This is a genomic window from Aquabacter sediminis, assembly GCF_028863665.1.
GTDB lineage: Bacteria > Pseudomonadota > Alphaproteobacteria > Rhizobiales > Xanthobacteraceae > L1I39.
This window is the reverse complement of the sequence record NZ_JARBFX010000006.1, coordinates 290,957-316,956: the sequence shown is the minus strand read 5'-3', so window position 1 is coordinate 316,956 and position 26,000 is coordinate 290,957. Positions and strand designations below refer to the sequence as shown.

Here is a 26,000-nt window from a genome sequence, read left to right as displayed (position 1 = left end):
GCGTCCACGCTTTACCCCTTCTTCACTCCGCCCCCCGACACTGCCCTCGTGTTCCGCGTAGCGTATGGGAATGCGATATGAGTGTGGTGCGTAAAGGGGCGCCCGTCCGGGCGCCCCGCCAGTCTCGGGTGAAGCCGGACACTGCCGTTGACCCTTCGAGCCTGGATCGCATCCTCATCGGCGATTGCATCGCCCAGATGGCGAGCCTTCCGCCCCGATCGGTGGACCTGATCTTTGCCGATCCGCCGTATAATCTTCAGCTCCAAGGCGAACTGAAGCGCCCAGACGAAAGCCGCGTGGACGCGGTGGACGATGACTGGGACCAGTTCGAGAGCTTTTCGGCTTATGACGCCTTCACCCGCGCCTGGCTGCTCGCCGCCAAGCGGGTGCTCAAGCCCACCGGCACGCTGTGGGTGATCGGCTCCTATCACAACATCTTCCGCGTCGGCGCGCTGATGCAGGACCTGGACTTCTGGATCCTGAATGACGTCATCTGGCGCAAGTCAAACCCCATGCCGAACTTTCGCGGCCGGCGCTTCACCAATGCGCATGAGACGTTGATCTGGGCCGCGCGCGATCCCGGCGCCAAGGGCTATGTGTTCAATTACGAGGCGCTGAAGGGCGGCAATGAGGATGTGCAGGTCCGCTCGGACTGGCTGATTCCGCTGTGCACAGGCCATGAGCGCCTGAAGGATGCCCAGGGCCGCAAGACCCATCCTACCCAGAAGCCCGAGGCGTTGCTCGCGCGCGTGCTGCTGTCGGCCTCCCGCCCGGGGGATGTGGTCCTCGATCCCTTCCTCGGCTCGGGCACCTCTGCAGCCGTGGCCAAGCGCCTGCGCCGGCGCTTCATCGGCATCGAGCGGGACGAGACCTATGCCCAGGCAGCCCAGGCCCGCATTGATGCGGTGGAGCCCCTGCCTGAATCCGCCCTCATCGCCCCGCCCAGCGCCCGGGAGGCGCCGCGCGTTGCATTCTCCGCCCTGGTGGAGCGCGGGCTCGTGACGCCGGGCCTGGAACTCACCGATTCCAAGGGTCAGGTGCGCGCCGTCGTGCGCGCCGATGGCACCATCGCGCTGGCCAATGCCCAGGCGGTGGGCTCCATCCACCGCATGGGTGCCCTCGCCCAGGGGGCGGAGGCCTGCAATGGATGGACCTTCTGGCATGTGGAGCAGGAAGGCCGTCGCCATCCCATCGACATGCTGCGCGCCCGTCTGCGCGAGGAAATGGGCGTGCGCTCGGAGTGAAGCCCAGAAGCGATATTTGAGGCCGGCGCGGACGACGCTGAAGGCATTGTCCGCGTTGGCATTCGCACCTATTCCGCGGGGGTCTCGGTCAATGGTGCGACCTTCGGACGGCGCGTGATGAAGAACAGCAGCGGCACGCCGGCCGCCACCATCGCGAGGCCCGCCAGCGCCCCCGTGCCGGTATAAGCGAGGCTGGCATAGAGCAGATAGCCGCAGCCCGCGCTGAACAGAAGCGGCGTGAACGGATAGAGAGGTACGCGGAACGGCCGCGCCCGCTCCGGCTCGCGCATGCGGAAGAGGAACAGGGACAGGCTGACCAGCAGCAGGAAGGCCCAGAAAATAGGGGCCGTAAAATCCACCATGGTCTGGAAGCCATCCCGCGCCAGCGAGCCGAACAAGATCAGGACAAGCGCCAGTACGCCCTGGATCGCCAGCGCGGCCACAGGGGGGCTGACCTTTAGGTCCGCCCGGCTAAGGAAGGCGAGAGGCCGCACATCCTCGCCCAGTGCATGGAACGCGCGGGCGCCCGTCGCGATGGTGGCATTGAGGGTGCTCACCGCCATGGTCGCCACCACCAGGGCAAGGGCGACTTCCCCTGCTCGGCCGAATACGGCCCGCATCAGATCGGGAACCGGTGTCTGGGTCTCCCGCAGCCCCTCCAGGCCGAATGCATTGAGAAGGGCGAGGTTGAAGAGCCCATAAGTCACCACCACCGCCAGCGTGCCGAAGATCAGCGTGCGGGTGATGGTGCGCGCCACATCCTTCATTTCTCCGGCGAGATAGGCCGCTTCGCTCCACCCGCCATAGGTAAGCAGCACCAGCACCATGGCCATGCCAAAGGCGGCGGTCGGATCGGTGCGCGTGGGGAGGGACGCAGCCGCCACCGTCTCCTCCACCAGAAAGCCGGCAACCGCCACTGCGGCAATGGCGAAGATTGTCAGGAGCGTGAAGATGCGCTGGCCAAGGCTGGCGCGGCGCGTGCCGGCCATGTTGAGGGCGGTGAGGGCGATCACCACCAGCCCGGCATGAAGGTCGGCGCCGCGACCGCCGAGCGGGAGCAGGGCCTGGGCATATTCGCCATAGACGAAGGCGACAGCGGCGATGGCGCCGGTTTGAATCACCATGCCTCGCGCCCAGGCGAACAGGACGGCAAGCGGCCGGCCATAGGCACGCGAGAGAAAATGATATTCCCCGCCCCGGTGGGGATGGGCGGATGCCAGTTCGGCATAGCACAAGGCGCCGGCGAGGGTGATCAGGCCGCCGGCGACCCAGGCCGCCAGAAAGGTAAGTTCGCCGGCCACATTGGCTGCTACCAGCGAAGGCGTCTTGAAGATGCCCACCCCGAAAACCACCCCCAGCATGAAGGCCACGCCATCGACGACAGACAGTCCATTGCCGGAGCGCCGGCTGGCTTCCACTTGCATGCTGGATCTCCGGAGGGCGCACAGGGGGCGGCGGCGAGGCGTTGCCGGATCACGATCCTGCCCCTCTTGCGCGGCAGGCTTATCTGGCAGGGCAGGCTGACGTCTTTCCCGGCGGAGCGTCCACGCCGTCGGAAAGGGCGTCAGCCTCGTTTGGGAATGACGGATCAGCTGCGGGCGGCCGTCCAGTCGCCGCTGCCATGCGACGGCCTGATGGCGTCGCCCGCCACGGTGCCGCTATAGGTGCGTTCACCCTTGCTTCCGGCGAGGGTGAACTCAATCACATCGCCGGAGAGCTTGACCTCCTTCACCTGCGCCTTGCGTCCGCCGGAGACCGCGCTGGCCTGAACATTCTGGAAGGACTGCTTGAGGTCGAGGGTGAGGCGCTCGCTTCCGTCAGTCAGGGTCCAACGCCCCTCCACGCTGGCGGGCACTGTCCACATATAGACGGTGCGACCATTCACCGTTGCGCTCTGGTCGGGCGTCCAGTCGCCCAGGGAGAAGGCGTGGGAAACGATGCGTGTCCCCGGCTCCAGTTCCAATAGCTTCGGGCGCAGCTTCGCATTCACGGTCTCAAGCAGGTACATGGTCACGACCGTCGCCTTGCTGAGGTCCGTCTCAAACAGGTTCTGCTGCTCGAAGGTCACCTTGTCTGCAACCCCGGCCGCACGGGCATTTTCCCGCGCCTCAGCGATGCGCTCCGGGTTGATGTCCACACCGAAGGCGCCCTTGGCACCCCGATCCCGCACGGCGGCGATGGCGATGCGACCGTCGCCGGAGCCCAGGTCGATGACGAAATCCTCGGCTCCCACATCACCCATGGCGAGCATCTGAGCGACCACATCATTGGGTGTCGGCACATAAGGGACGTCAAGTCGAGGCTGGGGTCCCGCAGGTGCAATCGCTTGCGCCATGGCCGAGGGGGAGAACCCGAGCGCAAGAGCAGCCACAAGCGCGGGGAGGCGGGAAAGCCGGCGACAGGACTGGCGGTCGAAGGAGGCGGAAATTTCCATCGGTTTCATCCTGTTGAGTGATTAATTTGTGTTTAGATGTGAATTAATTCCATTTTAATAGACGTTTTTGTCTATTTTTATTGGGATTTGATTTCAAATATAAATGAAAATGGAAAATTTAAACTCACATTCCCGTGCGTAAGATTTGCAGAATGTGGATCAACATCGCAAAACGACGTAACGCTAAGATAGTTCCCTTGCGGCATGTTGCCTGCGGCACAAACGCGCTTCGCGATGAGAAGCACGCAGCCCGTTCTGCCCGGAAGCGAGCCGGAGCAAAGGCATCCGACCGCGTGGTCGGGCCAATCCCTTAAGGTATTAAGCCGGCGAGGGGCGAGTAGGCAGGGGTTCGCCTCTCACATGAAATCCGCGTGTGCGGTTCAAGGGTGAGGGATCCGCCCTAGGCTGGCCGTCGATCAGGCGAAGGCTCTGCGGCCGCGAGGATCTTGCGCATCACGGACGGGAGCGCTTCCTGCGCAAGCCGGTCCGGGTGGACCCACCGGTGTCCGTCGGGCGCGGGCGTCTGGGCCGGCAGGTCCGCCCGCAGGACGCGCAAGGTCAGGGAAAAGTGCGTGAACACATGTTCCACCGTCACGGGAAGCGTGCGCCAGCGCGCCGCCAGCGGGGCGTGGGGCTCCGGGGGCGGGAGAACGGCCCCCCAGGGTGTGGAGGGCACTTCGGTCATGCTCGCCAGAAGGCCCTTGGGCGGCCGCGTGCGCAGAAGCACGGCCCCGTCGCCCCGAACCGCCAGGAAAGCGATGCCCTGCCGATGGGGCTTGTCTGCCTTCGCGGCCTTGACCGGATAGCGCGTCTGGTCACCCTCCGCTCGGGCAATGCACGGTTCCATCCAGGGGCAGAGACTGCAGGCCGGAGACTTGGGCGTGCAGATGGTGGCACCGAGATCCATCAAGGCTTGGGCGAAGTCGCCGGGGCGCGCCGGAGGAACCAAAGCGGCGGTGCGTGCGCGAATTTCGACCTTGCCCTTGGGGAGGGGTGTATCGATGGCGTAAAGCCGGCTCACCACGCGCTCGATATTCCCATCCACTGGCGCCGCCGGAAGATTGAAGGCGATGGCGGCGATGGCGGCGGCGGTGTAGGGACCGATGCCGGGCAAGTCGAGGAGCGCGGCCTCATCGGCCGGAAATGCGCCGCCATGCCGCTCGACCACCGCCTTGGCGCAGGCATGGAGATTGCGCGCACGGGCATAATAGCCAAGGCCCGCCCAAGCCGAGAGCACCTCCTCCAGGGGCGCGGCGGCAAGGTCGGACACGCGTGGCCAGCGGCGCAGGAAGTCCACGAAATAAGGCCCAACCGCCTTCACCGTCGTCTGCTGGAGCATGATTTCCGACAGAAAGACGTGATAGGGATCGGCCATCCGCCCCTCTTCCGCCCGCCAGGGCAGGCGCCGGCGATGGCGATCATACCAGGCGAGGAGAGCGGCGGGATCGGGCTGAGCCTTCATTGTCGTGTGCTGAGCGGATAGGATGGCGCTGGTCATGCCTGCACCCTGACGGGGCAAGGCGCGGCCCGCAAGATGCGCTTGGCAATGGGTATGCGGTCCGCCGTGGAAGGGTGAGGATGAAGAAAAGGTTCGGCCCCCGGCCCCTGGCTGACCTGGTCGGCCCCACCATCGCGGACGCCTGTGGACGCGCCGGGTTTTCCACTGTCGAGATCGTGACCCACTGGGACGAGATCGCCGGACCGGAGCTGGGTCCCCGCAGCATGCCGGTGAAGCTGCAATGGCCACGCGACGGCAACCAGGAGGCCACCTTGGTGGTGCGGGTGGAGGGGCCATACGCCATCGAAATGCAATATGCCGCCGCCCAGATCGTGGAGCGGATCAACACCTATTTCGGCTGGCGCTGCGTCACGCGCATCGCGCTCCGCCAGGGTCCGGTGCCGCCGCGCCGCGTTCCCCCTCGTCCGGTGGAGCCTGATCCTGCCGCCGTGGCTGAGGCGCGCCGGCAGATCGGCGCGTTCGAAAACGAGGGGCTCGCCGCATCCCTCGCGCGGCTTGGCGCCCTGGTGCGGCGGGAGCGCCGGAAATCTTGAACGGGCGCGCATTGGCGCCCCAAGACCGCCATGTTAAACGCCCACGTCTGATCTTTGAGGGATAACGCGGTGCCGCCGGTTGGTCGGGTCCTGTCCGGCACGGAGGTGGTCGATCGGGACGAGGGTTGTCCTCTCGCGATCGGAAAGGCCATCCGTTGGGCTGCGGGCTCTCATCCGGTCTTCCCGTTGGACGGCCTGGAAGCGGCCGTCATGCGCTTCCATTGTTCGGAGAATTCCATGCTGTTGCACCGTCGCCGGTTCCTGAAGGGCGCAAGCCAGATCGCCTTGTTCGCCGCGATCGCCGGCCCCCTGGCGCATGTGGCGGGGCTGGGGCCGATCACGCCGGCCCAGGCGCAGGCCATTGACCAGGCCAAGCTGATGGCGCCCGCCGCAAGCCCCCTGCCGCCCCAGGCACTGGGCAATCCGTCCGCGCCGGTGACCATCGTGGAATATGCCTCGCTGACCTGCAGCCATTGCGCCACTTTCCACGCCAAGACCTTTCCCGAGCTGAAGTCGAAATATATCGACACTGGCAAGGTCTATTTCATCCTGCGCGAATTCCCCTTCGACCCGGTGGCCACCGCAGGCTTCATGCTGGCGCGCTGCATGCCCCAGGACAAGTATTTCCCCATGGTGTCGAGCCTGTTCGACACCCAGAAGAGCTGGGCGTTCAGCTCCAATCCAGCGCAGGGGCTTCTGGCGGTCTACAAGCAGGCCGGCATGACCGAGGCGGATTTCGAGAAGTGCCTCACGGACAAGGAGTTGGCGGAGAAAGTCCAGGCCAGCGCCCAATATGCGAACAAGGAGCTGGGCGTGGATTCCACCCCGACCTTCTTCATCAACGGCAAGAAGGTGTCGGGCGCTCTGACCCCCGAGGACCTGGAGAAGGAATTGGCGCCCCTGCTGCAGGGAAAGTGAGTCGGGGCGGGGCTTTCGCGCGCTCCCTTTGAGGGGAAAGCCGGGCATTTACGGCCGCGGGGCGTTGACAAGGCGCCCCTCGGCCCGTATCACGCCGGCTCGATCCATCAAGACGTGTCGACGAGCCGCGCGGCAAGCGCGCCGCGGTCGGCCGAAGGCTAGTGTGTCATGAAGATCCGTAATTCGCTCAAGTCGCTCCTCGGCCGCCACCGCGACAACCGTCTGGTTCGCCGCAAGGGCCGCATGTACATCATCAACAAGACCCAGAAGCGCTACAAGGCGCGCCAGGGTTGATGATCCGGGCCTGATGGCCCGCCGCGTTCTTCTCATCGAGAGTTCGTGATTTCAGCCGCTCCGCCCGAAAGGGACGGGGCGGTTGACGCTTTTGCATGTGCGGTTGACACTCCCCCCATGCGCCCCTGCTCCATGTCGCCGCATTCGGCTTTTGGCCGCTCGATCTCCCGTCCAGTGCGGCGGCGCTTTGGTCGCGCAGGTCTTGCCGCCGCCGTCTGTCTCTTTCTGGCTCCCGTTGCGGTGGCGCAGACCACGGGACCGGCCGCTCCTCGCCCTGGCGCGCCAGAGGTGAGCGGGCCGCGGGATGGCGCCGCGCCGCGGGTCCGCCCGCAGCGGGATCGCCGGGCGCAGCTTGATGCGCTCTTCGAGGCGCTGAAGATCGCCCCGGACGATGAAAGCGCCAAGGCGGTGGGCAATCGAATCGATGCCATCTTCGCTCAGTCCGGCAGTGCCAGCGCCGATCTTCTGATGGCCCGCGCAGAGGCGGCTGCAGAGGCCAAGGAATATGACCTGGCGGTGGAGTTGCTCAACTCGGTGCTCGCCATCGCGCCGGACCATCTGGCTGCCCTGACCCGTCGCGCCACGATTTTCTATGTCCAGGACGATTATTCAGATGCCCTCGTCGATATCGGCGAAGTGCTGGCGCGCGAGCCCCGGCACTATACGGCGCTGTTCGGCCTTGCCTTGATCATGCGCGAGTTGGGCGACGACAAGGCCGCCCTTGCCGCCGCACGGCGTGCACTCGCCATCAATCCGCACCTCGACGGTGCGAAGGACATGGTCAAAGAGCTCGCCGTTACGGTGGATGGTCGGGATATTTGAACGGCAAAGGAAAGGTTTTGAAATAATAAGTAAGAATGCGCCTTTTCTATCTGTCTGTTCTTGGTGTTGCCGTCAAAATTCTTGATTTTTTACCAATTCGGCCTTGATCTCATCCTCACCCGTGCCGCATGGTTTGGGCAGAACACGTTGGCGCGCAACAGATGTGCGCCATGGTGGAGGTCGTACCATGTCAAAGCAAGAGGCCGAAAAGACCGGTTCGGCGCCGCTTGGCCGGCAGCTGGATGAGACCGAGCTGGAGCACATCTCCGGCGGAAACAGCATGCGTCATTACTTCTACCGCCTCACGCACACGAAGGTGTCGCGCGGCAAGATGCTGCTGGACCAGGTCATGCAGTCGATCCAGGCCACGCCCGGCCAGAAGAAGCGCTGATGCGCGACCCAGCCGGGCGCGTGGCGCATTGGCATGCGGAATGACAGGCGCGTGACCTGCTCAGCGCGCAAATCCTGCTGAAGCTGATGCGACCTGGGTAGTGGTTTGAGGGGGGTAGGATGGGAAACGATCCTGAGGGTGATGGCAAAGATGCGGTCGCCGCGCCGACCGACGCCGCATTGATGACCGACGCGGAAGCTGAGGCGATCGCCGGCGGGGGGCTCCTCGATATCTTTGAGGTCTCCAAGATCGTGTTTCGTGGGTCGCTCCGGGGCGACATCTCGACCCCCGAAAAGGCCCGAGACTTTCTCAAGGAGCGGTGGTCCGCGGTTCCCACCAGCGAGACGGGACAATAGTTTCCTGCGAGAGAGTCTGTTCGGCTTTGGGGCAGGCAGTGCAATTCGTGGCCGAAGAGGCCGCCGAAGCTGTTGCCGGAGGCGGGAGGCCGGATTGGGTGGGCTTCACCTCACCGGTGCCTTGGACTGCAAGGACTGAAGCTCATCAGCCCCAGATCGGGCATCGTCCAAGAAGGAATAGGATTATGAACGGCAAGCCAGTTCCCGCGAGCCAGGATCAAGCGCCCGTCGACGCCGCGCAGCTGACCGACGCGGCTGTGGAGGCTGCTGCTGGAGGCGGCTCCCTCAAGACGCTTTTTGTCGATGTGCAGCGCGGCCTGTGGGCGAACAATCCGGACATGCTCCGCGAGGTGATGGATCGGCACAACGCCAAGCCGTCCGTGCCCGCCCCGCTTCCCGGCCCCGGTGGCAAGGATGTCTGACCAGGGCCGGCCTTCCCGCGCAAAGATGATGGAGACCTCAGATGCAGCGCGACAATGTACTGGGAGCGGAGGCTTCAACCGAGGCACCGCAATGCGGCACCTCCCTCTCCGACGCCGCCGCCGAGGATGTGGTGGGTGGCCGCGTTCCCGGCGTCCGTATTAAGGTCGAAAAGACGACAACGCCGGCCCCCCGCCTCGATTTACCACTCGCCGGCGCATGTCCTGTCCAGTTGTCGGGATCGATCTCCGTACCAGAGGAATGAGGCGCCTGAACATGGTTGCCCGATGTGATGGCGCAAAGCAGGCCTCGCTCAAACTTCTTTCCCTTCGGCAGGGATGTTTGCGGCGTGTAAGGCCTCTCGCGGGCGAGATGATGGGGGACAAAGATGCAGCGCGACAGTGAACAGAGCGCAGAGGCTTCAGCCGAGGCTCCCGAGGACGCCGCCATCCTGTCTGACGCCAGTGCCGAGGCGGCGGCGGGTGGTGTGGTGGCGAACCTTGGGGAATTCCAGCGCAATTTCTGGAGGTCCACCAAGAAGGTTGATGAGCCGGCTACACCGACCCCACATCTGGGGCCATCATTTGCGGGCGCATACCCGGTCCAGCTGTCGGGCTCCATCCCCTTCAAGGAGGAGTGAGGCGCCGAACGCCGCCTGATGCTCGTTTTGCCGACGCCCAGCGCGGTCTGTTGGCCGACGCTCCTCGCATCGCACGCAGGGAACTGGACTGGCATGGCATCCAAAGGGGCCCACCGCGCTCCTGGCTCCGGCGGCAAGGACCCGTGAGAAGGGACGAGGCGTGTATTGGTTTCGACGAGCGGAGATGGCTGATGCAACACGATACTGCGCCGGCGGCCAAGGCGCCGATTGAGGTCCAGAATGACCCTCAGGTCGAAGCCGAGGCGCTGACCGACGCGGCGGCTGAGGCCGCGGCTGGTGGCATGTGCTTCAATGACCGCGCCTTCCTCAAATGGGCAAGGACTCATGATGAGAAGGGCAATGAACTCGACCCGCAGACTGGCGAGATCATCAAGGCGTCCGGCCGCTGAATTCTGAAGGGTCCGCACCGGTTCGCTTGGTGCCGGGCCGGTGCGGCCTCTGCGTCTGTCAGCTCTCCTTCACAAAAGCGATGCGCATCATATTGGTGGCGCCTGGCGTGCCGAAGGGGACGCCGGCCACCACGATGATGCGTTGCCCCGCCTTGGCGAAGCCGTCCGAATAGGCGTTGCGGCTGGCCCGTTCCACCATGTCGTCCACATCGTGGGCGTCCTCGGTGACGACACAATGCACCCCCCACACAAGCGCGAGCCGCCGGGCGGTGCCGGCATTGGGGGTGAGGGCGATGGTAAGGGGCTTGGGCCGCTCGCGGGCCACGCGCAGGGCCGTGGCGCCCGAGGAGGTCCAGCAGACGATGGCGCCGAGGTCCAGGGTCTCGGCGATCTGCCGGCTGGCGGCGGCAATGGCATCGGCGGTGGTCGCCTCGGGCTCGCAGCGCTGGGCGTTCAGCACTGCCCGATAGGTCGGGTCCCGCTCCACCTCCTCGGCGATCCGGTTCATGGTGGCGACCGCCTCCACCGGATACTTGCCCGCCGCGCTTTCCGCCGAGAGCATGATGGCGTCTGCCCCCTCGAACACGGCAGTGGCCACGTCCGACACCTCCGCACGGGTGGGCACCGGTGATGTGATCATGGATTCCAGCATCTGGGTGGCCACCACCACCGGCGTGCCGGAGCGGCGGGCGGCGCGGGTCATCTGCTTCTGAACACCGGGCACACGCTCCAGGGGCATCTCGACGCCAAGGTCGCCGCGCGCAACCATCAGCGAGTCCGACAATTCCATGATCTCGGAGAGCCGCGCCACCGCCTGGGGCTTCTCCACCTTCACCATCACGCCTGCCCGGCCGCGGGCGATCTTGCGGGCTTCGGCCACGTCTTCGGGGCGCTGAACGAAGGACAGCGCGATCCAGTCGGCGCCCGCTTCCAGGCCGGCGTCCAGGTCGGCGCGATCCTTGGGGGTCAAGGCGGAGGAGGGGATGGTGGTGTCCGGCAGGCTCACACCCTTGCGGTCGGAAATGCGCCCACCCACAACCACGCGGGTGACGGCTCGGCCGGGGCTCGCCTCGATGACGTCGAGGCGGATCTTGCCGTCGTCGAGCAGCAGCCCGTGGCCAGGCTCCAGGGCCGCCAGGATTTCGGGATGAGGCAGGTGCACCCGCTGCCCGTTGCCGGGGGCAGGATCGGCATCGAGCACGAAGGTGGCGCCCGGCTCCAGCATGGCAAAGCCATTCTCGAAGGTGGCCAGGCGCAGCTTCGGCCCCTGAAGATCCACCAGGATGCCGATGGGTCGCTTGTGCTTGGCCTCAATGTCCCTGATGGCGCCGACAAAGGCGCGCAGCTTGTCGTGGGGCGTGTGGCTCATATTGATGCGGAACACGTCCGCGCCGGCCACGAACAGCTTTTCAATGATGGCGGGATCGGAGGAGGCTGGGCCCAGGGTGGCGACGATTTTGGTGCGGCGCTGGCGTCTCATGGCATCCTCCAGTTTTTCGTGAGGGCGGACGCTGAGCGTGCCGCCTATTTGGGCCTTATGGCGGGTGTGGGCATGGGCACGCCGCCTGGCAGCGGCGGGGGCAAGGGCGCCTTGTCGGCCTGGGTCTGGTTCTGCTCGGTCAACTGGACCGTCCAGGCCTTCTGCTGCTTGGTGTCCACCTCCAGGAAACCGGTGCGCTCAAAGCCGCGGGCAAGGCAGTCCTCGGCGCCGCGAATGGTGAACTCCTTGTCGCGGGTGCACATATAGGCCTTGCCGGACCATTCCCCACCCTGGTCGTAATCTACCGCGTAAATGTAATAAAAACGTGCCACCAGATCGCCGCGCAGCAGCGTCTCGCAGGAGTTGGAGGCCACGTTCCACCAGCCCTCCGTCATCCAGCCCTCATTGTCCTTGTAGCCAACGGCGATGCCGATGCGGCTCTGGGTGCGATTGCACAGGCGGAAATCCGCCAAGGCCACCTCCGGAAGCAGCACGAGCGCAAGGGCGCACAGCGCGGCAAGGGTGCGCGGCGATGGCAGAGGTGGCAGAGTGGGAGAGGGCAGGTCTCTACGGCGCATCGGTTCCCTGGTGTGCCCCTGCCGGGGGCGAGCGTCAATGCCCGAGCTTGGCAGGCGGAACTGCGCGGGGGGCCGCGCGCCGGCTTTGTCTTCGGTGATCGGGGCAAGAGAGAGGCAGGCCCTGGATAACCTCTTGCGGCATTGCCGGGGAGAGCCCAGCTTTGGCGCAGAAAGGATTTCCCCATGAGCGAACAAGCTGACGCCCCGCGGGCGCTTTCGGATGCGGAACGCGAGAAGCTGGAGGCCGCTGCCTTCCGTCGCCTGGTGTCCCATCTGCGCATGCGGACCGACGTTCAGAATATCGACCTGATGAATCTGGCCGGCTTCTGCCGCAACTGCCTGTCCAACTGGTATCTGGATGCAGCCCAGGAAGCCGGTCTGCCGCTGACGAAGGGCGAGAGCCGGGAAGCGGTCTATGGCATGAGCTACGAGGCATGGAAGGCGCTTCACCAGAGCGAGGCGACGCCGGAGCAGAAGGCGGCATTTGAGCAGGCCAAGCCGTCGCACTGAACGATCCGCTGCGCCGCGCGTGTCGATTCCCTCTGCCCACAGGGTGGATAGCGGGGAAGCTTCCTTGACGCGGGCGTCGTGATTTGCGCTCTATCCTGCCTCTCGCGCGGGCGCCTTCCGGCTGTCCGCCTCGCTCAATTCAGGCGCGCCCGCCGATCCGCCGGCTTCTTGCGGAGCGGCGGGCGCGTTCGCAGGACCAGAAGGTTTTCCCGTGACGGACGATGCTTCCGACGCCCCGGCGGGCTTCGCCAAGGAACAGCTCAAGTCTTTCATCGAGCGCATCGAGCGCCTCGAGGAAGAGAAGAAGGCCATTGCCGACGACATCAAGGACGTGTTCGCGGAAGCCAAGGCCAATGGCTTCGACGTGAAGGCCCTGCGCACCATCCTCAAGATCCGCAAGGAAGACGTGGACAAGCGGCGCGAGCACGAGGCGATCGTGGAGCTCTATCTCCAGGCGCTCGGCGTCTTCATGTGAGACTCTGCGTCCATGGGGATCGCCCATGGACGCTATTTGCCACCGGCGCGATCTCCGCCCACTCAGATGTCGTCCAGCCCCAGGTCCAGGATCGGGGCGCTGTGAGTCAGCCATCCGCAGGATATGACGTCGACCCCCGAGGCGGCGATGGCGGGGACGGTCGCGGCCGTCACGCGGCCCGACGCCTCAGTAATGGCGCGCCCGTCGACCATGCGCACCGCCTCCTTGAGGGCGTCCGGCCCCATATTATCGAGCAGAACTGCATCGATGCCGACGCCGAGCGCCTCCTCCAGCTGGGAGAGCGTATCCACCTCCACCTCGATCTTGACCAGATGGCCCACATAAGCGCGGGCGCGGCGGATGGCGACAGCCACGCCGCCGGCCGCGGCCACATGGTTGTCCTTGATGAGGATGGCGTCGTCGAGCCCGAAGCGGTGATTGGCACCGCCCCCCGCCCGCACCGCATATTTTTCCACCGCCCTGAGGCCAGGCGTGGTCTTGCGGGTGCAGGTGATGCGGGCATGGCCATGGGCGCGGGCCGCTTCCACCAGCACGGCGGTGGCGCTGGCGATGCCCGACAGGCGGCAGGCGAAGTTGAGGGCGACCCGCTCCGCGCTCAGAATGGGACGCGCTCGTCCTTCGATGCGCAGCACAGGTTCGCCGGCGCCGACGGATGAGCCATCTCCCTTGAGCACCTCTATGGCGAGCGTCGGCTCCATCAGTCGAAAGGCCTGGATGGCAAGGTCCAGTCCCGCCACCACACCGCTTTGGCGGGCGGCCATGTGCACGGCCATGCGCGCATCGGCGGCGATAACCGCCTCGGTGGTGATGTCGCCGGCCCGGCCGAGGTCTTCCAGGAGCGCCGCACGCACCAAAGGCTCGGTGAGGAGGGCGGGGAGGGGATCAAGGGTTCTGAGGCTCATCAGACGGCTTCCCGAAACGTGTGCCCCACATGCGCGGCGAGGCGCGCGGTGGCGGCGGAAAGGGTGATGTCGCTGTGGCGCGGGGCGCCGGTCGCGGGGTGGTCGGCGCGGTAATGCCCGCCCCGGCTCTCCGTCCGCTCCAGCGCACAGAGCGTGACGAGCCCGGCCACCAAGGCGGTGTCGTCTTCGTGCATGCGGGGGGCGAGGTGGCGCAGAGCCCGCAGCAACCCCTCTTCCTCCCGCACCACGCCCATCTGGCGATCCATGAGGACGCGCATCGGTTCAAGGCTTGAGGGCGGCAGGTGAGCCGGCGGCGCGGAGGCGACCGACGGCATGGAGGCGCCCCGGTTGGCGATGTCCGCCGCGATCCATTGGGCATAGGCCAACGCTTCCAGCAGGGAGTTGCTGGCGAGCCGGTTGGCGCCGTGAAGGCCGGTGGAGGCCACCTCGCCACAGGCATAGAGCCCGCCCAGGGAGGTTCGTCCCGCCCCGTCCACCTTGATGCCGCCCATGTGATAATGGGCGGCCGGGCGGACCGGGATGGCGTCCTTCTCCGGGTCGATGCCGTTGGTGCGGCACAATTGGGCGACCGAGGGGAAATGGCGCGCAAAGTGCGCGCCGAGCGCCGGGCGGGCATCCAGGAACACCCGATGGCCGGCCAGGATGCGCGCATGGATGGCGCGGGCCACCACATCGCGCGGCGCCAGTTCCCGGCCCGGCACGTGGGCCATGAAGCGTTCCCCCGTCTCGTCCACCAGGATGGCGCCGGCGCCCCGCAGGGCTTCGGTGGCAAGGGGCATGGGATCTCTGGCGGTGGCGATGGCGGTGGGGTGGAACTGCACGAATTCCAGGTCCCGCAACACCGCCCCGGCGCGCGCCGCCATGGCGAGGCCGCTGCCCACGGCACTGCGCGGATTGGTGGTGGAGGCATAGAGCCCGCCGATGCCGCCGGTGGCGAGCACCACGGCGCGGCCGGTCAGATGCAGCAGCCGTCCGCTGCCGTCGCGGCACCAGACGCCATGAACCCGGCCGTCCCGCGCCTCCAACCGGACGGCGACGAGGTCCGTGCGCCGGCTGATGTGCGGGGCCAACCGGGCCCGGGCGATGAGCCCCTCCAACACCGCCCGTCCGGTGGCATCGCCATTGGCGTGGACAATGCGGGGGCGGCCATGGGCGGCTTCCAGGCCGAGGGCAATGGCGCCGCTCGCATTCGTGTCGAAGCGAATGCCGAGGGCGGCCAGGTGGGCGATGATGGCCGGGCCTTCTGCCGTGACACGGGCCACCGCATCGGCTTCGCATAGGCCGGCCCCGGCGGCGTGGGTGTCCGCCGCGTGCAGGGTGGGATCGTCATCCGCGCCGATGGCGGCGGCAATGCCACCCTGGGCGAGGGTGGTGGCCGCGTCGGCACTCACGCCGGTGGGCGCCATGACGAGCACGGGGAGGGGCGCGAGCGCGAGGGCGGTGGCCACCCCTGCGATCCCCGCTCCGACGACGATGACGCGATCGTTCGGGTCGGTCATGGCGGTCACCGGATGGCCAGCATGCGCTCGACCGAGGCGCGGGCGCCGGGGATGAGCGCGGGGTCGACGGTCACTTCCGGCGCCATGGTTTCCAGCGCCCGACGGATGTTGGACAGCGTGATGCGCTTCATGTGCGGGCACAGATTGCAGGGCCGCACGAAGTCGATCTCGGGATAATGGACCGCCACATTGTCGCCCATGGAACACTCGGTCACGAGCGCCACCCGTTCAGGCCGCTTGTTGGCGACGAAGGAGACCATCTCGGCGGTGGAGCCGGCAAAGTCCGAGGCGGCCACCACGTCTGGCGGGCACTCAGGATGGGCGATGACCGTGACGTTGGCATAGGCATCGCGAATTTCGGCGATGTCCATGGGCGTGAAGCGCTCATGGACTTCGCAGTGGCCGTTCCAGGTGATGATCTCGACTTTGGTCTGGGCGGCGATGTTGCGGGCGAGATATTCGTCGGGGATCATGATGACGCGGGGCACGCCGAGCCCCTCCACCACTTTGAGGGCATTGCCCGAGGTGCAGCAGACATCGGATTCCGCCTTCACCGCGGCCGAGGTGTTCACATAGGTCACCACAGGGACCCCGGGATGCTTGGCGCGCAGGGCGCGCACGTCGGCGGGCGTGATGCTCTCGGCCAACGAGCAGCCAGCCTTCTCGTCGGGGATAAGGACGGTCTTGTGCGGGTTCAGGATCTTGGCTGTCTCGGCCATGAAGTGGACGCCGGCCAGCACGATCACATCGGCATCGGTCGCCGCCGCCTCCCGCGCGAGGGCGAGGCTGTCGCCGACGATGTCTGCCACCGTGTGGAAGATTTCGGGAGCCTGGTAATTGTGCGCCAGCAGGATGGCGTTGCGCTCGCGCTTCAGGCGCAGGATCGCCTCCACGTCATCCGACAGAATGGACCATTCCATGGCCGGCACGTGGCGCCGCACCTTTTCATAGAGATGGGGCAGGGGCATCGCCTGCTCGGGCATTGGCACCTGTTGCAGCATGGTTTTCCTCCCATATGCTCGATCTGAGTATATTTGGCGTCAAAAAATGAGCCGAAGCGAAGTCGGCTTTCTATCTTTATGCTTAAAGTGAGCATAAATAGGCGTCAAGAGGCAGTGCTCATTTTGAGCATTTACCGGCGAAGTGGTGTGGTTTCGATCCCCCTCGGCCTCGAACGGCCGATCAATGCGTCCGATGGATCAGCGCGTTGCGGCCAGAGCGTCACGCAGGCGGATGGCGGCGGTGCGGCCGACCTGGAGCGTGTCCGCAAGGCCCTGGAAGCTGAGATGGACCTCGTCCCGCGTGCGGGCATCGATCCGGCGCAGGCGGTCGCGATTGATGAGGATGGAGCGGTCGAGGCGCAGGAACGGCGGGTTCGGGAGTTGGGTCTCGAATTGCGATAGGGAGCGCAGGATCATTAAGGCGGGCTGGTCCGCCAGCAGGACGTGGCAGAAATCCCCCTCCGCCCGGATGGCGCACAGGTCTCCCGGGGCCGCGATGACGGTGCGGGATGGGGTGCGCAGCTCAAGGGTGCCTGTGTCCTGCGAGGCCTCATTCTGGCGGGCCACTAGTGCGCGGACCCGGTCCAGGGCCTCGTCGAAGCGCTCCTGGGTGATGGGCTTGAGCAGATAGTCAACGGCACGGACCTTGAAGGCTTCCACCGCATGCTGGGGGTGGGCAGTCACGAACACCACGCGCGGTGTCGGAGAGAGCGCGGCGAGGAGATCGAACCCGTCCCCATGACCCAGCTCGATGTCGAGCAGCACCAGGTCCGGCCGCTCCCGTGCCACCAAGGCTGCTGCTGCGGCGACCGTATCGGCCTCTCCGGCGACGGTGACGCCTGCATGAGGCTTCAGCAAGCGTCGGAGTGCCCGGCGCGCGAGCGGTTCATCGTCGACGATCACCACCCGGAGCATGGTGTTCCCTCCAGTACCAGTTCTGCGGTCACCACCCTGTCCCCTTCCCGGGCGGCTTCTCCCGGCGATATGGTCCGATTGCCTTCGCGGAGCTGGAAACGGTGCCGCGTCGGGTAGTGGAGGGCGAGCCGGCGGCGAAGATTGGGCAAGCCGACGCCGGGCCGCAGACGCGAGGGGCGCGTGCGTTCGGCGAGGGCTCCGGAATTCTCGATGCGGACGTGTAGTGCGTCGCCGACACAGAGGATGGATACCGTGAGGCGCAGCCCATGGCGCCGCGTGCCGTGCTTGATGGCGTTTTCCACCAGTGGCTGAAGCAGGAAGCTGACGATCGGCCGCTGCCGCGCCTCCGGCGCCACCACTAGGCGCGCGGTGAGGCGCTCTCCAAAGCGGGCTTCCTGCACCTTGAGATAGGCGGCGAGCGCATCCGCCTCTGCGGCCACCGTCGTTACCGGCTCGCCGATGCTGTCCAGCGAGTGGCGCAGATAGGTGCAGAGCTGCCGCAGCATGGCCAGCGCCGCATCGGGATGCTCGGGAATCTCTTCCGCAACGCCGTTCAAGGCGTTGAACAGGAAATGAGGATCGAGCTGGAGACGCAATTGCAGGAGTTCGGCCCGCAGGGCTTCGGCCTCGGCCTGCACCGCCCGCTGGTGCTCGGCGCGGCGGCGCCAGTCGGTCCGCACCCAGAAATAGGCAAAGCTGCCGCCACACACCACGGTGAAGTAATAGATGAGCGGGGCGAAATATTCCTGCATGGGCCGCCAGGCTGGAATGTCCCATCCCATGGACTGGCGAAGCGTGTAGATGGCGGTGATGATGAGGAAAGCGGCCAGGAAGGATGCGCCAATGACGCGCAGCGCAGTGCCGGTGGACATGTCCTGGGTGAAAACGCTCTGGCGATAGAAGGCGCGGAGAAGATAGGCCGCGCCGGCAAAGAGCATCACTGAGATAATGGTCAGGACAACGGAGATGGTCGGATCGCCATATGTGACCAGACGGATGACCAGGTCGATGACGATGAACGCGCCCCAGCCTGCCACCTGCACCCGCTGAAAAGCGGTGGCGTTTCTCCAGCGGCGCCGGACCTTCTCGATGCTCACGTTTCCCCCCAACGGGCGCGTCCGACGCAGAGGAATAAAGCAAAGCTTCGTGCGGACAAGCGCTTGCGTGCATTGCCTGCCTGTTCCGTCGAGTATTTCGCCGGGATCGTCGAATGGTGGCGCCCGAGCTGGTGCGGCGCGCGCGTCGCCGTGTCTAGAAGCACTCCATAGGGCAGCGGAACACCCTGACGGAGACGGGACATGGCAAGCGAGAGCAATCAGGCCACCTCGACGGGGCGGGTCTTTGCGGTGCATCCCGGTGGCGCGGACATTGTCGGTTTCGATCCGGCGCGCGACAAGCTCGATCTGGGCGACTATTCCGTCCACAATTTCATCATCGTAGACACGCCGCAGGGCGTCGGCTTCATGAATCCCTGGTCGGGAGAGGTTGCCATCGTCCAAGGGGTCTCCCTCGGCCAACTGACCATCGACAGCTTCACGCCCATCATCAACGATCATCTGCGCCAGGATGTGAGCGGAGCGCTGGCCTGGGAGCACGGCATCGTTCAGGCGCCGCACACTGTCTATGCCCGCTCCCATGAGATCGGGCAGGTGGACCGGGTGAGCTTTGACCCGGCCAAGGACATCGTGGACTTCCGGTATTTCGGAACCCGCGAGCAAATCTATATGACCAACAGCTCCGAAGGGGTGGTCATTTCCAACTCGGGCACCGGGCAAGCGCTGATCCTGCTTGGAGTGAAGGTCTCGGATCTGACGATCCAGAATTTCGTCTTCCACTCGGCGCAGGTCTATGAGGACCGAGTGTCCCAGCAACTGGGCTTCTCGGGCACGGTGCCGGCCTCGCAGGTGATTGCACGCGATATTCCCATCGCCGGCACGGAGGCCTGGCCCACGCAGGCGGGCACTGGCGCCCCGCCGAGCGGGCAGGTGGGGACGACCTTTGAGATCAAGTGGCTTTATGGCGTCAACACCACGCTCGACTTCCATCCAGCCACGGACAAGCTCGACTTCGGCTGGTTCAAGGCGAGCGAATTCTCGGTGACAGAGCAGAACGGCGCGGTCGTCATCTCCATTGAGGGCAACAAGCAGACCTATACGCTGCCGGGCGTGTCCCTCTATGCGCTCGATCTCAGCAACATCGTGGCCCTCGACACGTCCGCTCGTGCCGAATGGCAGGGCCTCCTGGATGCCGCCACCCCGCCGGCGGGCTTGCCCACGCTCTCAGTGGACGATGCCACGGTGGCGGAGGGATCATCCGGAACCACACTGCTGACTTTTACCGTCCGTCTTTCCGCCGCCTCGACGACCCCGGTCTCCGTCTCTTATTCCACCCTCAACGGCACGGCCACCGCCGGCACGGACTATGACTCCGCCGTCGGCAGCATCACCTTTGCCCCCGGCGAGACCGCCAAGACCGTGCAGGTGACCGTCCGCGGGGACACGCAGGTGGAGGTGGACGAAACCCTCACGCTGCAATTGTCTTCGCCCTCCGGTGCCACCATCAAGGATGGCACGGCGGTGGGCACCATCCGCAATGACGATCTGGACAGTGCCCCGAACACGCCGCCCAAGGTGTCCATTGCCGATCTCGCCGTGAGCGAAGGCAATGGCGAGCACATGCATTTCATGTTCATGGTGACGCTGGACAAGGCCTCCAGCGAGACCGTGACGGTGCAATATGCCACCTCGGACGGCACCGCCAAGGCCGCGTCCGACTATCAGGCGACCACCGGAACGGTGACCTTCGCGCCGGGCGTCACCTCGCAGATGGTCCATGTGGACATCATGGGAGATGCGACCTTTGAGGCCAACGAGACCTTCAAGGTCACTCTGAGCGCGCCGAAGGGCGCCACCATTGGCGACGGCGTCGCGGAGGGCACCATCCTCAACGACGATGCAGCGCCTGTGCTGCCCACCCTGTCCATCGCCGACGCTTCCTTCGCGGAGGGGTCTGCCGCCGCGCCCGGCAAGGGCAAGTTCGTCGTCACCTTGTCCGCCGCCTCGGCGACGCCGGTGACGGTGAAATATGCCACCTCCGATGGGACGGCTGTGGCCGGGAGCGACTATGCGGCGAAGACGGGGACGCTGACCTTCGCGGCGGGCGAGACGCAGAAGACCATCTCGGTCGCCGCCATCGGCGATGCGGTGTCGGAGGCGAACGAGACCTTCTCCGTCACCCTGACCGCCGCTTCGGGCGCCACCATCGCTGACGGCGTGGCGGTCGGCACCATCCGCAACGATGACGCGGCGCCGGTTCTTCCCACCTTGTCCATCGCCGATGCCTCCTTCGCGGAGGGGTCTGCCGGCGCGCCCGGCAAGGGCACGTTCGTCGTCACCCTGTCCGCCGCCTCGGCGACACCTGTGACAGTGAAATATGCGACCTCCGATGGAACGGCCGTGGCCGGGTCCGACTACACGTCCAAAACCGGCACGCTGACCTTCGCCGCGGGCGAGACGCAGAAGACCATCACGGTGTCAGCCATCGGGGATGGGAATGTGGAGGCGAACGAGACCTTCACCGTCAAGCTGTCCTCCCCCTCCGGCGCCACCATCGCCGATGGCTCGGCGACCGGCACCATCCGCAACGACGACGCGGCCCCGGTGGCTGCAGGCGATGTGGACTATGTGGTCCGCGACGACTGGGGCGCGGGTTTTGTGGCGGATATGAAGGTGGAGGCGGGCCCTGGCGGCCTCAAGGGATGGACGGTGGAATTCGATGCTGCCTTCACCATCACCAATATCTGGAACGCGGTCATCGTCAGCCATGTGGGCAATCACTATGTGATCAAGAACGCCTCCTGGAACGGCACCCTGGGCGCCGGCAAGCAGGCGGCGTTCGGCTTCCAGGCCAATTCGGGCGCCGCTGGCCACGACGCGAGCGGTTTTCTCCTGAACGGCGTGGCGGTGGGCGGCGATCCGGAGCCTGTGTTGCCCGCTTTCTCGGTGACGGATGCGTCCGTGACTGAAGGCAATTCGGGCACCAAGGAATTGGCTTTCACCGTCTCGCTCTCGTCCGCCGCCACCGCCCCGGTGACAGTGGCCTATGCCACGGCGGATGGCACCGCCCTTGCGGGTTCGGACTATACCGCCAAGAGCGGGACTCTGACCTTCGCGGCAGGTGAGACCTCGAAGGTCGTCAAGGTGCTGGTGAACGGCGACACGGCGGTTGAGGGCAACGAGACCTTCACCCTCAACCTCACCAATCCCTCCGGCGCGACCCTGGCGGATGGCGCCGGCACCGGCACCATTGTCAATGACGACGTGGCTCCGCTGCCCACGCTTTCCATCGCCGGCGCGAGCTTTGCGGAGGGAAGCGCGGCGACCCCCGGCCATGGCATGTTCGTGGTCAGCCTCTCCCAGGCGGCCACGAGCGCCGTCACCGTCTCCTTCGCCACGGCCGACGGGACGGCTGTGGCCGGCTCCGACTATGTGGCCCAGACCGGCACGCTCACCTTCGCGGCGGGCGAGACGCAGAAGGTCATCCAGGTGGCGGCCCTCGGGGATGGAACGGTCGAGCCGGACGAGACCTTCAAGGTCACCTTGTCCTCGGCCAAAGGCGCCACAATCGCCCAGGCCTCGGCCACCGGCTCCATCACCAATGACGACGTGGCGACACCGCCGGGGCAGACGCCCAAGGTGAGCATTTCCGACGTCCAGGTGAAGGAGGGCGACCCCGCGACCGGCGCGGCCGCTTCCGGCTGGCTGAGCACGTCCGGCAACCAGATCGTCGATGCGGATGGCAATTCGGTCCAGATCGCGGGCGTGAACTGGTTCGGCTTTGAGAGTTCCACCCTCGCGCCCCACGGCCTGTGGACCCGGAACTACAAGGAGATGATGGACCAGATGGTGGATGAGGGGTTCAACACCATCCGCCTGCCCTTCTCGTCGGAAATGCTGCACACCTCAGCGGCGCCAAACGGCATCGATTTCAACAAGAACCCGGACCTGAAGGGCCTGTCCGCCCTGCAGATCATGGACAAGATCGTCGATTATGCCGGCGAAATCGGGCTCAAGATCATTCTCGACCATCATCGCTCGGACTCGGGGACCGGCACATCGGACAACGGCCTGTGGTACAACAGCAAATATACCGAGGCGGCCTGGATCTCCGACTGGCAGATGCTGGCGCAGCGCTATGCGGACGATCCGACCGTCATCGGCGCTGACCTGCACAACGAGCCCTATAATGGCACATGGGGGGGCGGCGGCGCCAAGGATTGGGCCGCGGCGGCCGAGCGGGCCGGCAATGCGATCGGCGACGTCAATGCCAACTGGCTGATCTTCGTCGAGGGCGTGGGCACGTATGAGGGCAACAATTACTGGTGGGGCGGCAACCTCATGGGGGTGCGCGACCGGCCCATCGATCTCGACGCGACCAACAAGCTGGTCTATTCGGCCCACGATTATCCCAATTCCGTCTATGCCCAGCCGTGGTTCCAGTCCTCCGACTTCGCCGCCCAGTTGCCGGAGAAGTTCGACCAGATGTGGGGCTACATTTATCGGGAAGGCATCGCGCCGGTTTATATCGGCGAGTTCGGCACCAGCCTGACCGATCCCAAGGATGCTCCCTGGCTGGAGGCCATCACCTCCTACTTGTCGGGCGACTTCGACAATGATGGGGTGTCGGACCTGGCGGCCGGCGACAAGGGACCGAGCTGGACCTTCTGGTCCTGGAACCCCAATTCCGGCGATACGGGTGGCATCCTCAACAGCGATTGGACCTCGGTTAACACCGCCAAGCTCGCCTATCTCAAGCCCATCCAGTTCGATTTCGACACGGACGTGGCCGGCGGCGGGGACGGCACGCCGACCGTCTTCGCGCAGTTCGAGGTGAGCCTCTCTGAGCCGGCTACCGGGGCCGTCACGGTGGACTATCACACCATGCCCGGCACGGCGTCGGATACGGATTTCGTGTCCAAGAGCGGTACGCTCCTGTTTGCCGCCGGCGAGCAGACCAAGGTGATCTCTATTCCCATCGTTTCAGACCTGAATCACGAGGGGAACGAGACCTTCACCGTCATGCTCACGGACCCCCATGGCGCGGTCCTGGGGGTCGCCTTGGGGACAGCGACCATCGTGGATGATGATGCCGCCACCCCGACCCCGCCGGTGGATCCGACCCCGACCGATCCCACGCCCTCTGGAGACCTGGAGGCGGTGCTCAAGGTGGCGGATTCCTGGAGCAACGGCTTCAACGCCACCATCGTCATCGACAATGACGGAGCCGCCGTGACGGGTTGGCAGGTGCATGTGGACATGCCCTACCAGATCGAAAACATCTGGAATGCCAAGATCATCTCCCATGATGCCTCCGGCTACGTGATCGGCAATGCCGACTGGAACGGCACCATCGGGGCGGGCGGCGAGGTGTCGTTCGGCTTCGTGGGCATCGGCACTCTCGATCCCGCCCAGGTGGACCTGATCATCTGAGCGTCCGCCCGACGCTCAGCCCGCCTTTCCCGCGCACCGGCCCCATGTTCCAAGGGGCACGGCGTGGGACGAGGCTCCAGGTGGAATTCCCCGCGCACAGCCTGGAGCCTCTCCTCTTCCTTGGCCGCCGATTTCTCGCATTGCCGCATTCTTGATATGGGGCAAGGTCGTGGCCATCTCCTGCTGGCACTTAGGGCGCGAGCCGAGCATGTGGGGCCATTACGGGCGCCGCATGGACGGCGAGAGGGTTCACCGCGCACGCCGGATCGCTTCTGCGGTCTGGGGTGCGGCGAACCTGTTCTCGCGCCCTGAACGGTCACCCGCAGGATGGTTTCATGCCCGCACCTGTGCGCAACGCGCCTCCCGCTTCTCCCGAAACCGCGCCCGGCTTCGAGCCGCCCTTGGGAGAAGAGGGCTTCCGCGCCTTCGATCGCATGGTCCAGGCGCTGGCGGCGCGCGGGACGGGGGGCCTCTCCCCGGTCTCGCTCGGCCTGGCCCTCATGGATTGGAGCGCGCATCTGGCGGCAGCGCCGGGCAAGCAGATGGAGCTGTGGTTCAAGCTCGCCCGCAAGGTCGCGCGGCTGCAAGGCTATGCCATGCGTGCCCGCCTCGACCGGTCGGCGCCGCCTTGCATTACCCCGCTCCCGGGGGACGACCGGTTCCGCGATCCGGCCTGGCAGGCCTGGCCCTATTGCCTGATGGCGCAGAGCTTTCTCCTGACACAGCAATGGTGGCACAACGCCACCCGCGAGGTGCCCGGCGTCTCCGAGCATCACCAGGACGTGGTTTCGTTCACCGCCCGGCAGATGCTGGACATGTTCTCGCCCTCCAACAATCCCTTCACCAATCCCGAGGTGATGCGGCGGGCGAAGGAGACGCGCGGCGAGAATTTCATCCAGGGCGCGCGCAACCTAATGGAGGATCTCGCTCGGACCGGCAGCGGCCAGCCCCCCGTGGGGGCGGACCAGTTCGTGCCGGGGCAGGAGGTGGCGGTCACGCCCGGGCAGGTGGTCTATCGCAACCACCTGATCGAATTGATCCAGTATGCGCCCGCAACGCCCACGGTGAAGGCGGAGCCGGTTCTCATCGTGCCCGCCTGGATCATGAAATATTACATTCTCGACTTGTCGCCCCAGAATTCGCTGGTGCGCTATCTGGTGTCGCAGGGCCACACCGTTTTCTGCATATCCTGGCGAAACGTGACCGCCGAGGATCGGGACCTTGCCCTCGACGATTATCGCCGCCTCGGCATCATGGCAGCGTTGGATGTCATCGGCGCCATCGTGCCGGGCGCGAAGATTCACGCCACCGGATATTGCCTGGGTGGCACCTTGCTGGCCATAGCCGCCGCTGCCATGGCCCGCGTCAAGGATGACCGGCTCGCCACCATTTCCCTGTTCGCGGCCCAGACCGATTTTACCGAGCCGGGTGAATTGCAGCTCTTTATCGACGAGAGTGAGTTGCACTTCCTGGAAAGCATGATGTGGGACCAGGGCTATCTCTCCGCGGACCAGATGGCGGGCGCATTCCAGATGCTGCGGTCCAATGACCTCGTCTGGTCGCGGCTGGTGCGGGACTATCTCATGGGCGATCGTGCTCCCATGATCGACCTGATGGCCTGGAATGCGGATTCCACCCGCATGCCCTACCGGATGCATGCGGAATATCTGCGCGAGCTGTTCCTGCGGAACGACCTCGCCACCGGCCGCTATCTGGTGGACGGCCATCCAGTGGCCCTGCCGAACATCCGCGTGCCCATTTTCGCGGTGGGCACCGAGCGGGATCATGTGGCGCCCTGGCACTCGGTCTACAAGCTCCATTATCTCACCGATACGGACGTGACTTTCGTGCTGGCGAGCGGTGGCCACAATGCCGGCATCGTGAGTGAGCCGGGCCATCCCCATCGCCACTACCGGGTGCGTCACCACGCGGCAAGCGATGCCTATATCGGGCCGGAGGAATGGTTCGCGGGCACCGCGCCGACGGATGGCTCCTGGTGGGGGGCGTGGGAGGGTTTTCTTGCGGCCCATTCAACCGCCGAAGTCGCGCCCCCGGCCATGGGAGCGCCAGACGGTGGTTACCCGCCGCTCATGGCCGCGCCCGGCACCTATGTGATGCAGCGCTAACTT

General features: G+C 65.7%; 25 protein-coding genes. 15 read left to right on the top strand and 10 right to left on the bottom strand.

Features of this window, described 5'->3' with window-relative positions; genetic code table 11:
- Positions 1 to 77 precede the first annotated feature (77 nt).
- Positions 78 to 1,244: a site-specific DNA-methyltransferase gene (locus PV781_RS14885; protein WP_274776410.1), complete on the top strand. Its 1,167-nt coding sequence runs from the start codon at positions 78 to 80 to the stop codon at positions 1,242 to 1,244.
- 68 nt (positions 1,245 to 1,312) lie between these two features.
- Here the strand turns inward: PV781_RS14885 and PV781_RS14880 are convergent, their stop codons facing one another.
- The 3 genes from PV781_RS14880 to mutY form a co-directional block, all read right to left on the bottom strand.
- Positions 1,313 to 2,668: an APC family permease gene (locus PV781_RS14880; RefSeq protein WP_274776409.1), complete on the bottom strand. Its 1,356-nt coding sequence runs from the start codon at positions 2,666 to 2,668 to the stop codon at positions 1,313 to 1,315.
- 164 nt (positions 2,669 to 2,832) lie between these two features.
- A complete protein-coding gene (locus PV781_RS14875) occupies positions 2,833 to 3,525 on the bottom strand; it encodes a methyltransferase domain-containing protein (protein ID WP_274776408.1) in 693 nt (230 codons plus the stop codon).
- Between the two features lie 553 nt (positions 3,526 to 4,078).
- Positions 4,079 to 5,176: an A/G-specific adenine glycosylase gene (gene mutY / locus PV781_RS14870; RefSeq protein WP_274776407.1), complete on the bottom strand. Its 1,098-nt coding sequence runs from the start codon at positions 5,174 to 5,176 to the stop codon at positions 4,079 to 4,081.
- Between the two features lie 80 nt (positions 5,177 to 5,256).
- Here mutY and PV781_RS14865 point away from each other — a divergent pair, with 80 nt between their 5' ends.
- From PV781_RS14865 to PV781_RS14820, 10 genes are all read left to right on the top strand, one after another.
- Entirely contained in the window at positions 5,257 to 5,730 is a 474-nt protein-coding gene (locus tag PV781_RS14865; protein ID WP_274776406.1) for a DUF721 domain-containing protein, read from the top strand.
- Positions 5,731 to 5,967: 237 nt separating this feature from the next.
- Positions 5,968 to 6,648, top strand: a complete 681-nt coding sequence (locus PV781_RS14860) for a DsbA family protein (RefSeq protein ID WP_274776405.1) — start codon at positions 5,968 to 5,970, stop codon at positions 6,646 to 6,648.
- 168 nt (positions 6,649 to 6,816) lie between these two features.
- Complete coding sequence (gene ykgO / locus PV781_RS14855; RefSeq protein WP_029005012.1) at positions 6,817 to 6,942, top strand: type B 50S ribosomal protein L36; 126 nt, start codon at positions 6,817 to 6,819, stop codon at positions 6,940 to 6,942.
- Between the two features lie 288 nt (positions 6,943 to 7,230).
- Positions 7,231 to 7,764 carry a tetratricopeptide repeat protein gene (locus PV781_RS14850; RefSeq protein WP_274776404.1) on the top strand — a complete coding sequence of 178 codons (534 nt, stop codon included), beginning with the start codon at positions 7,231 to 7,233 and terminating at the stop codon, positions 7,762 to 7,764.
- Between the two features lie 187 nt (positions 7,765 to 7,951).
- On the top strand, positions 7,952 to 8,155 hold the full coding sequence (locus PV781_RS14845; protein WP_274776403.1) for a hypothetical protein: 204 nt from the start codon (positions 7,952 to 7,954) through the stop codon (positions 8,153 to 8,155).
- A gap of 119 nt (positions 8,156 to 8,274) precedes the next feature.
- Positions 8,275 to 8,511 carry a hypothetical protein gene (locus tag PV781_RS14840; RefSeq protein ID WP_274776402.1) on the top strand — a complete coding sequence of 79 codons (237 nt, stop codon included), beginning with the start codon at positions 8,275 to 8,277 and terminating at the stop codon, positions 8,509 to 8,511.
- 185 nt (positions 8,512 to 8,696) lie between these two features.
- Positions 8,697 to 8,933 (top strand): hypothetical protein, encoded by a 237-nt coding sequence (locus tag PV781_RS14835; protein ID WP_274776401.1) that lies wholly within the window; start codon positions 8,697 to 8,699, stop codon positions 8,931 to 8,933.
- A 41-nt stretch (positions 8,934 to 8,974) separates the two neighbouring features.
- Positions 8,975 to 9,196, top strand: a complete 222-nt coding sequence (locus PV781_RS14830) for a hypothetical protein (protein ID WP_274776400.1) — start codon at positions 8,975 to 8,977, stop codon at positions 9,194 to 9,196.
- Positions 9,197 to 9,319: 123 nt separating this feature from the next.
- On the top strand, positions 9,320 to 9,571 hold the full coding sequence (locus PV781_RS14825) for a hypothetical protein (RefSeq protein WP_274776399.1): 252 nt from the start codon (positions 9,320 to 9,322) through the stop codon (positions 9,569 to 9,571).
- 191 nt (positions 9,572 to 9,762) lie between these two features.
- Positions 9,763 to 9,981 (top strand): hypothetical protein, encoded by a 219-nt coding sequence (locus PV781_RS14820; RefSeq protein WP_274776398.1) that lies wholly within the window; start codon positions 9,763 to 9,765, stop codon positions 9,979 to 9,981.
- Between the two features lie 58 nt (positions 9,982 to 10,039).
- Here the strand turns inward: PV781_RS14820 and pyk are convergent, their stop codons facing one another.
- Positions 10,040 to 11,461: a pyruvate kinase gene (pyk, locus tag PV781_RS14815; protein ID WP_274776397.1), complete on the bottom strand. Its 1,422-nt coding sequence runs from the start codon at positions 11,459 to 11,461 to the stop codon at positions 10,040 to 10,042.
- Positions 11,462 to 11,505: 44 nt separating this feature from the next.
- Positions 11,506 to 12,039 carry a DUF1036 domain-containing protein gene (locus PV781_RS14810; RefSeq protein WP_274776396.1) on the bottom strand — a complete coding sequence of 178 codons (534 nt, stop codon included), beginning with the start codon at positions 12,037 to 12,039 and terminating at the stop codon, positions 11,506 to 11,508.
- A 183-nt stretch (positions 12,040 to 12,222) separates the two neighbouring features.
- On the opposite strand from PV781_RS14810, the gene PV781_RS14805 reads away from it, so the two are divergent.
- Together PV781_RS14805 and PV781_RS14800 are read left to right on the top strand one after the other, a co-directional pair.
- Positions 12,223 to 12,549: a DUF1244 domain-containing protein gene (locus PV781_RS14805; RefSeq protein ID WP_274776395.1), complete on the top strand. Its 327-nt coding sequence runs from the start codon at positions 12,223 to 12,225 to the stop codon at positions 12,547 to 12,549.
- Between the two features lie 211 nt (positions 12,550 to 12,760).
- Positions 12,761 to 13,024 carry a DUF2312 domain-containing protein gene (locus PV781_RS14800; protein ID WP_209100931.1) on the top strand — a complete coding sequence of 88 codons (264 nt, stop codon included), beginning with the start codon at positions 12,761 to 12,763 and terminating at the stop codon, positions 13,022 to 13,024.
- A gap of 62 nt (positions 13,025 to 13,086) precedes the next feature.
- Here PV781_RS14800 and nadC read toward each other — a convergent pair whose 3' ends face one another.
- From nadC to PV781_RS14775, 5 genes are all read right to left on the bottom strand, one after another.
- Positions 13,087 to 13,947 (bottom strand): carboxylating nicotinate-nucleotide diphosphorylase, encoded by an 861-nt coding sequence (gene nadC / locus PV781_RS14795; RefSeq protein WP_274776394.1) that lies wholly within the window; start codon positions 13,945 to 13,947, stop codon positions 13,087 to 13,089.
- Positions 13,947 to 15,467 (bottom strand): L-aspartate oxidase, encoded by a 1,521-nt coding sequence (locus tag PV781_RS14790; protein ID WP_274776393.1) that lies wholly within the window; start codon positions 15,465 to 15,467, stop codon positions 13,947 to 13,949. Before PV781_RS14790 ends, nadC begins: the two co-directional genes overlap by 1 nt.
- Before the next feature lie 5 nt (positions 15,468 to 15,472).
- Positions 15,473 to 16,468 (bottom strand): quinolinate synthase NadA, encoded by a 996-nt coding sequence (gene nadA, locus PV781_RS14785; protein ID WP_274776392.1) that lies wholly within the window; start codon positions 16,466 to 16,468, stop codon positions 15,473 to 15,475.
- 198 nt (positions 16,469 to 16,666) lie between these two features.
- Positions 16,667 to 17,383, bottom strand: a complete 717-nt coding sequence (locus tag PV781_RS14780) for a LytR/AlgR family response regulator transcription factor (RefSeq protein ID WP_274776391.1) — start codon at positions 17,381 to 17,383, stop codon at positions 16,667 to 16,669.
- Positions 17,368 to 18,480 (bottom strand): sensor histidine kinase, encoded by a 1,113-nt coding sequence (locus PV781_RS14775; RefSeq protein ID WP_274776390.1) that lies wholly within the window; start codon positions 18,478 to 18,480, stop codon positions 17,368 to 17,370. Before PV781_RS14775 ends, PV781_RS14780 begins: the two co-directional genes overlap by 16 nt.
- A 201-nt stretch (positions 18,481 to 18,681) precedes the next feature.
- On the opposite strand from PV781_RS14775, the gene PV781_RS14770 reads away from it, so the two are divergent.
- Together PV781_RS14770 and PV781_RS14765 are read left to right on the top strand one after the other, a co-directional pair.
- Complete coding sequence (locus PV781_RS14770) at positions 18,682 to 23,871, top strand: Calx-beta domain-containing protein (RefSeq protein WP_274776389.1); 5,190 nt, start codon at positions 18,682 to 18,684, stop codon at positions 23,869 to 23,871.
- A 335-nt stretch (positions 23,872 to 24,206) separates the two neighbouring features.
- A complete protein-coding gene (locus tag PV781_RS14765) occupies positions 24,207 to 25,997 on the top strand; it encodes a PHA/PHB synthase family protein (protein ID WP_274776388.1) in 1,791 nt (596 codons plus the stop codon).
- Positions 25,998 to 26,000 lie beyond the last annotated feature (3 nt).

Excerpts from the sequence above, each read along its gene's own strand:
- PV781_RS14885 (WP_274776410.1), top strand. The coding sequence starts at position 78 with ATGAGTGTGGTGCGTAAAGGGGCGCCCGTCCGGGCGCCCCGCCAGTCT.
- PV781_RS14880 (WP_274776409.1), bottom strand. The coding sequence starts at position 2,668 with ATGCAAGTGGAAGCCAGCCGGCGCTCCGGCAATGGACTGTCTGTCGTC.
- mutY (WP_274776407.1), bottom strand. The coding sequence starts at position 5,176 with ATGACCAGCGCCATCCTATCCGCTCAGCACACGACAATGAAGGCTCAG.
- PV781_RS14865 (WP_274776406.1), top strand. The coding sequence starts at position 5,257 with ATGAAGAAAAGGTTCGGCCCCCGGCCCCTGGCTGACCTGGTCGGCCCC.
- PV781_RS14860 (WP_274776405.1), top strand. The coding sequence starts at position 5,968 with ATGCTGTTGCACCGTCGCCGGTTCCTGAAGGGCGCAAGCCAGATCGCC.
- ykgO (WP_029005012.1), top strand. The coding sequence starts at position 6,817 with ATGAAGATCCGTAATTCGCTCAAGTCGCTCCTCGGCCGCCACCGCGAC.
- PV781_RS14845 (WP_274776403.1), top strand. The coding sequence starts at position 7,952 with ATGTCAAAGCAAGAGGCCGAAAAGACCGGTTCGGCGCCGCTTGGCCGG.
- PV781_RS14840 (WP_274776402.1), top strand. The coding sequence starts at position 8,275 with ATGGGAAACGATCCTGAGGGTGATGGCAAAGATGCGGTCGCCGCGCCG.
- PV781_RS14835 (WP_274776401.1), top strand. The coding sequence starts at position 8,697 with ATGAACGGCAAGCCAGTTCCCGCGAGCCAGGATCAAGCGCCCGTCGAC.
- PV781_RS14830 (WP_274776400.1), top strand. The coding sequence starts at position 8,975 with ATGCAGCGCGACAATGTACTGGGAGCGGAGGCTTCAACCGAGGCACCG.
- PV781_RS14825 (WP_274776399.1), top strand. The coding sequence starts at position 9,320 with ATGCAGCGCGACAGTGAACAGAGCGCAGAGGCTTCAGCCGAGGCTCCC.
- PV781_RS14820 (WP_274776398.1), top strand. The coding sequence starts at position 9,763 with ATGCAACACGATACTGCGCCGGCGGCCAAGGCGCCGATTGAGGTCCAG.
- pyk (WP_274776397.1), bottom strand. The coding sequence starts at position 11,461 with ATGAGACGCCAGCGCCGCACCAAAATCGTCGCCACCCTGGGCCCAGCC.
- PV781_RS14810 (WP_274776396.1), bottom strand. The coding sequence starts at position 12,039 with ATGCGCCGTAGAGACCTGCCCTCTCCCACTCTGCCACCTCTGCCATCG.
- PV781_RS14805 (WP_274776395.1), top strand. The coding sequence starts at position 12,223 with ATGAGCGAACAAGCTGACGCCCCGCGGGCGCTTTCGGATGCGGAACGC.
- nadC (WP_274776394.1), bottom strand. The coding sequence starts at position 13,947 with ATGAGCCTCAGAACCCTTGATCCCCTCCCCGCCCTCCTCACCGAGCCT.
- PV781_RS14790 (WP_274776393.1), bottom strand. The coding sequence starts at position 15,467 with ATGACCGACCCGAACGATCGCGTCATCGTCGTCGGAGCGGGGATCGCA.
- nadA (WP_274776392.1), bottom strand. The coding sequence starts at position 16,468 with ATGCTGCAACAGGTGCCAATGCCCGAGCAGGCGATGCCCCTGCCCCAT.
- PV781_RS14780 (WP_274776391.1), bottom strand. The coding sequence starts at position 17,383 with ATGCTCCGGGTGGTGATCGTCGACGATGAACCGCTCGCGCGCCGGGCA.
- PV781_RS14770 (WP_274776389.1), top strand. The coding sequence starts at position 18,682 with ATGGCAAGCGAGAGCAATCAGGCCACCTCGACGGGGCGGGTCTTTGCG.
- PV781_RS14765 (WP_274776388.1), top strand. The coding sequence starts at position 24,207 with ATGCCCGCACCTGTGCGCAACGCGCCTCCCGCTTCTCCCGAAACCGCG.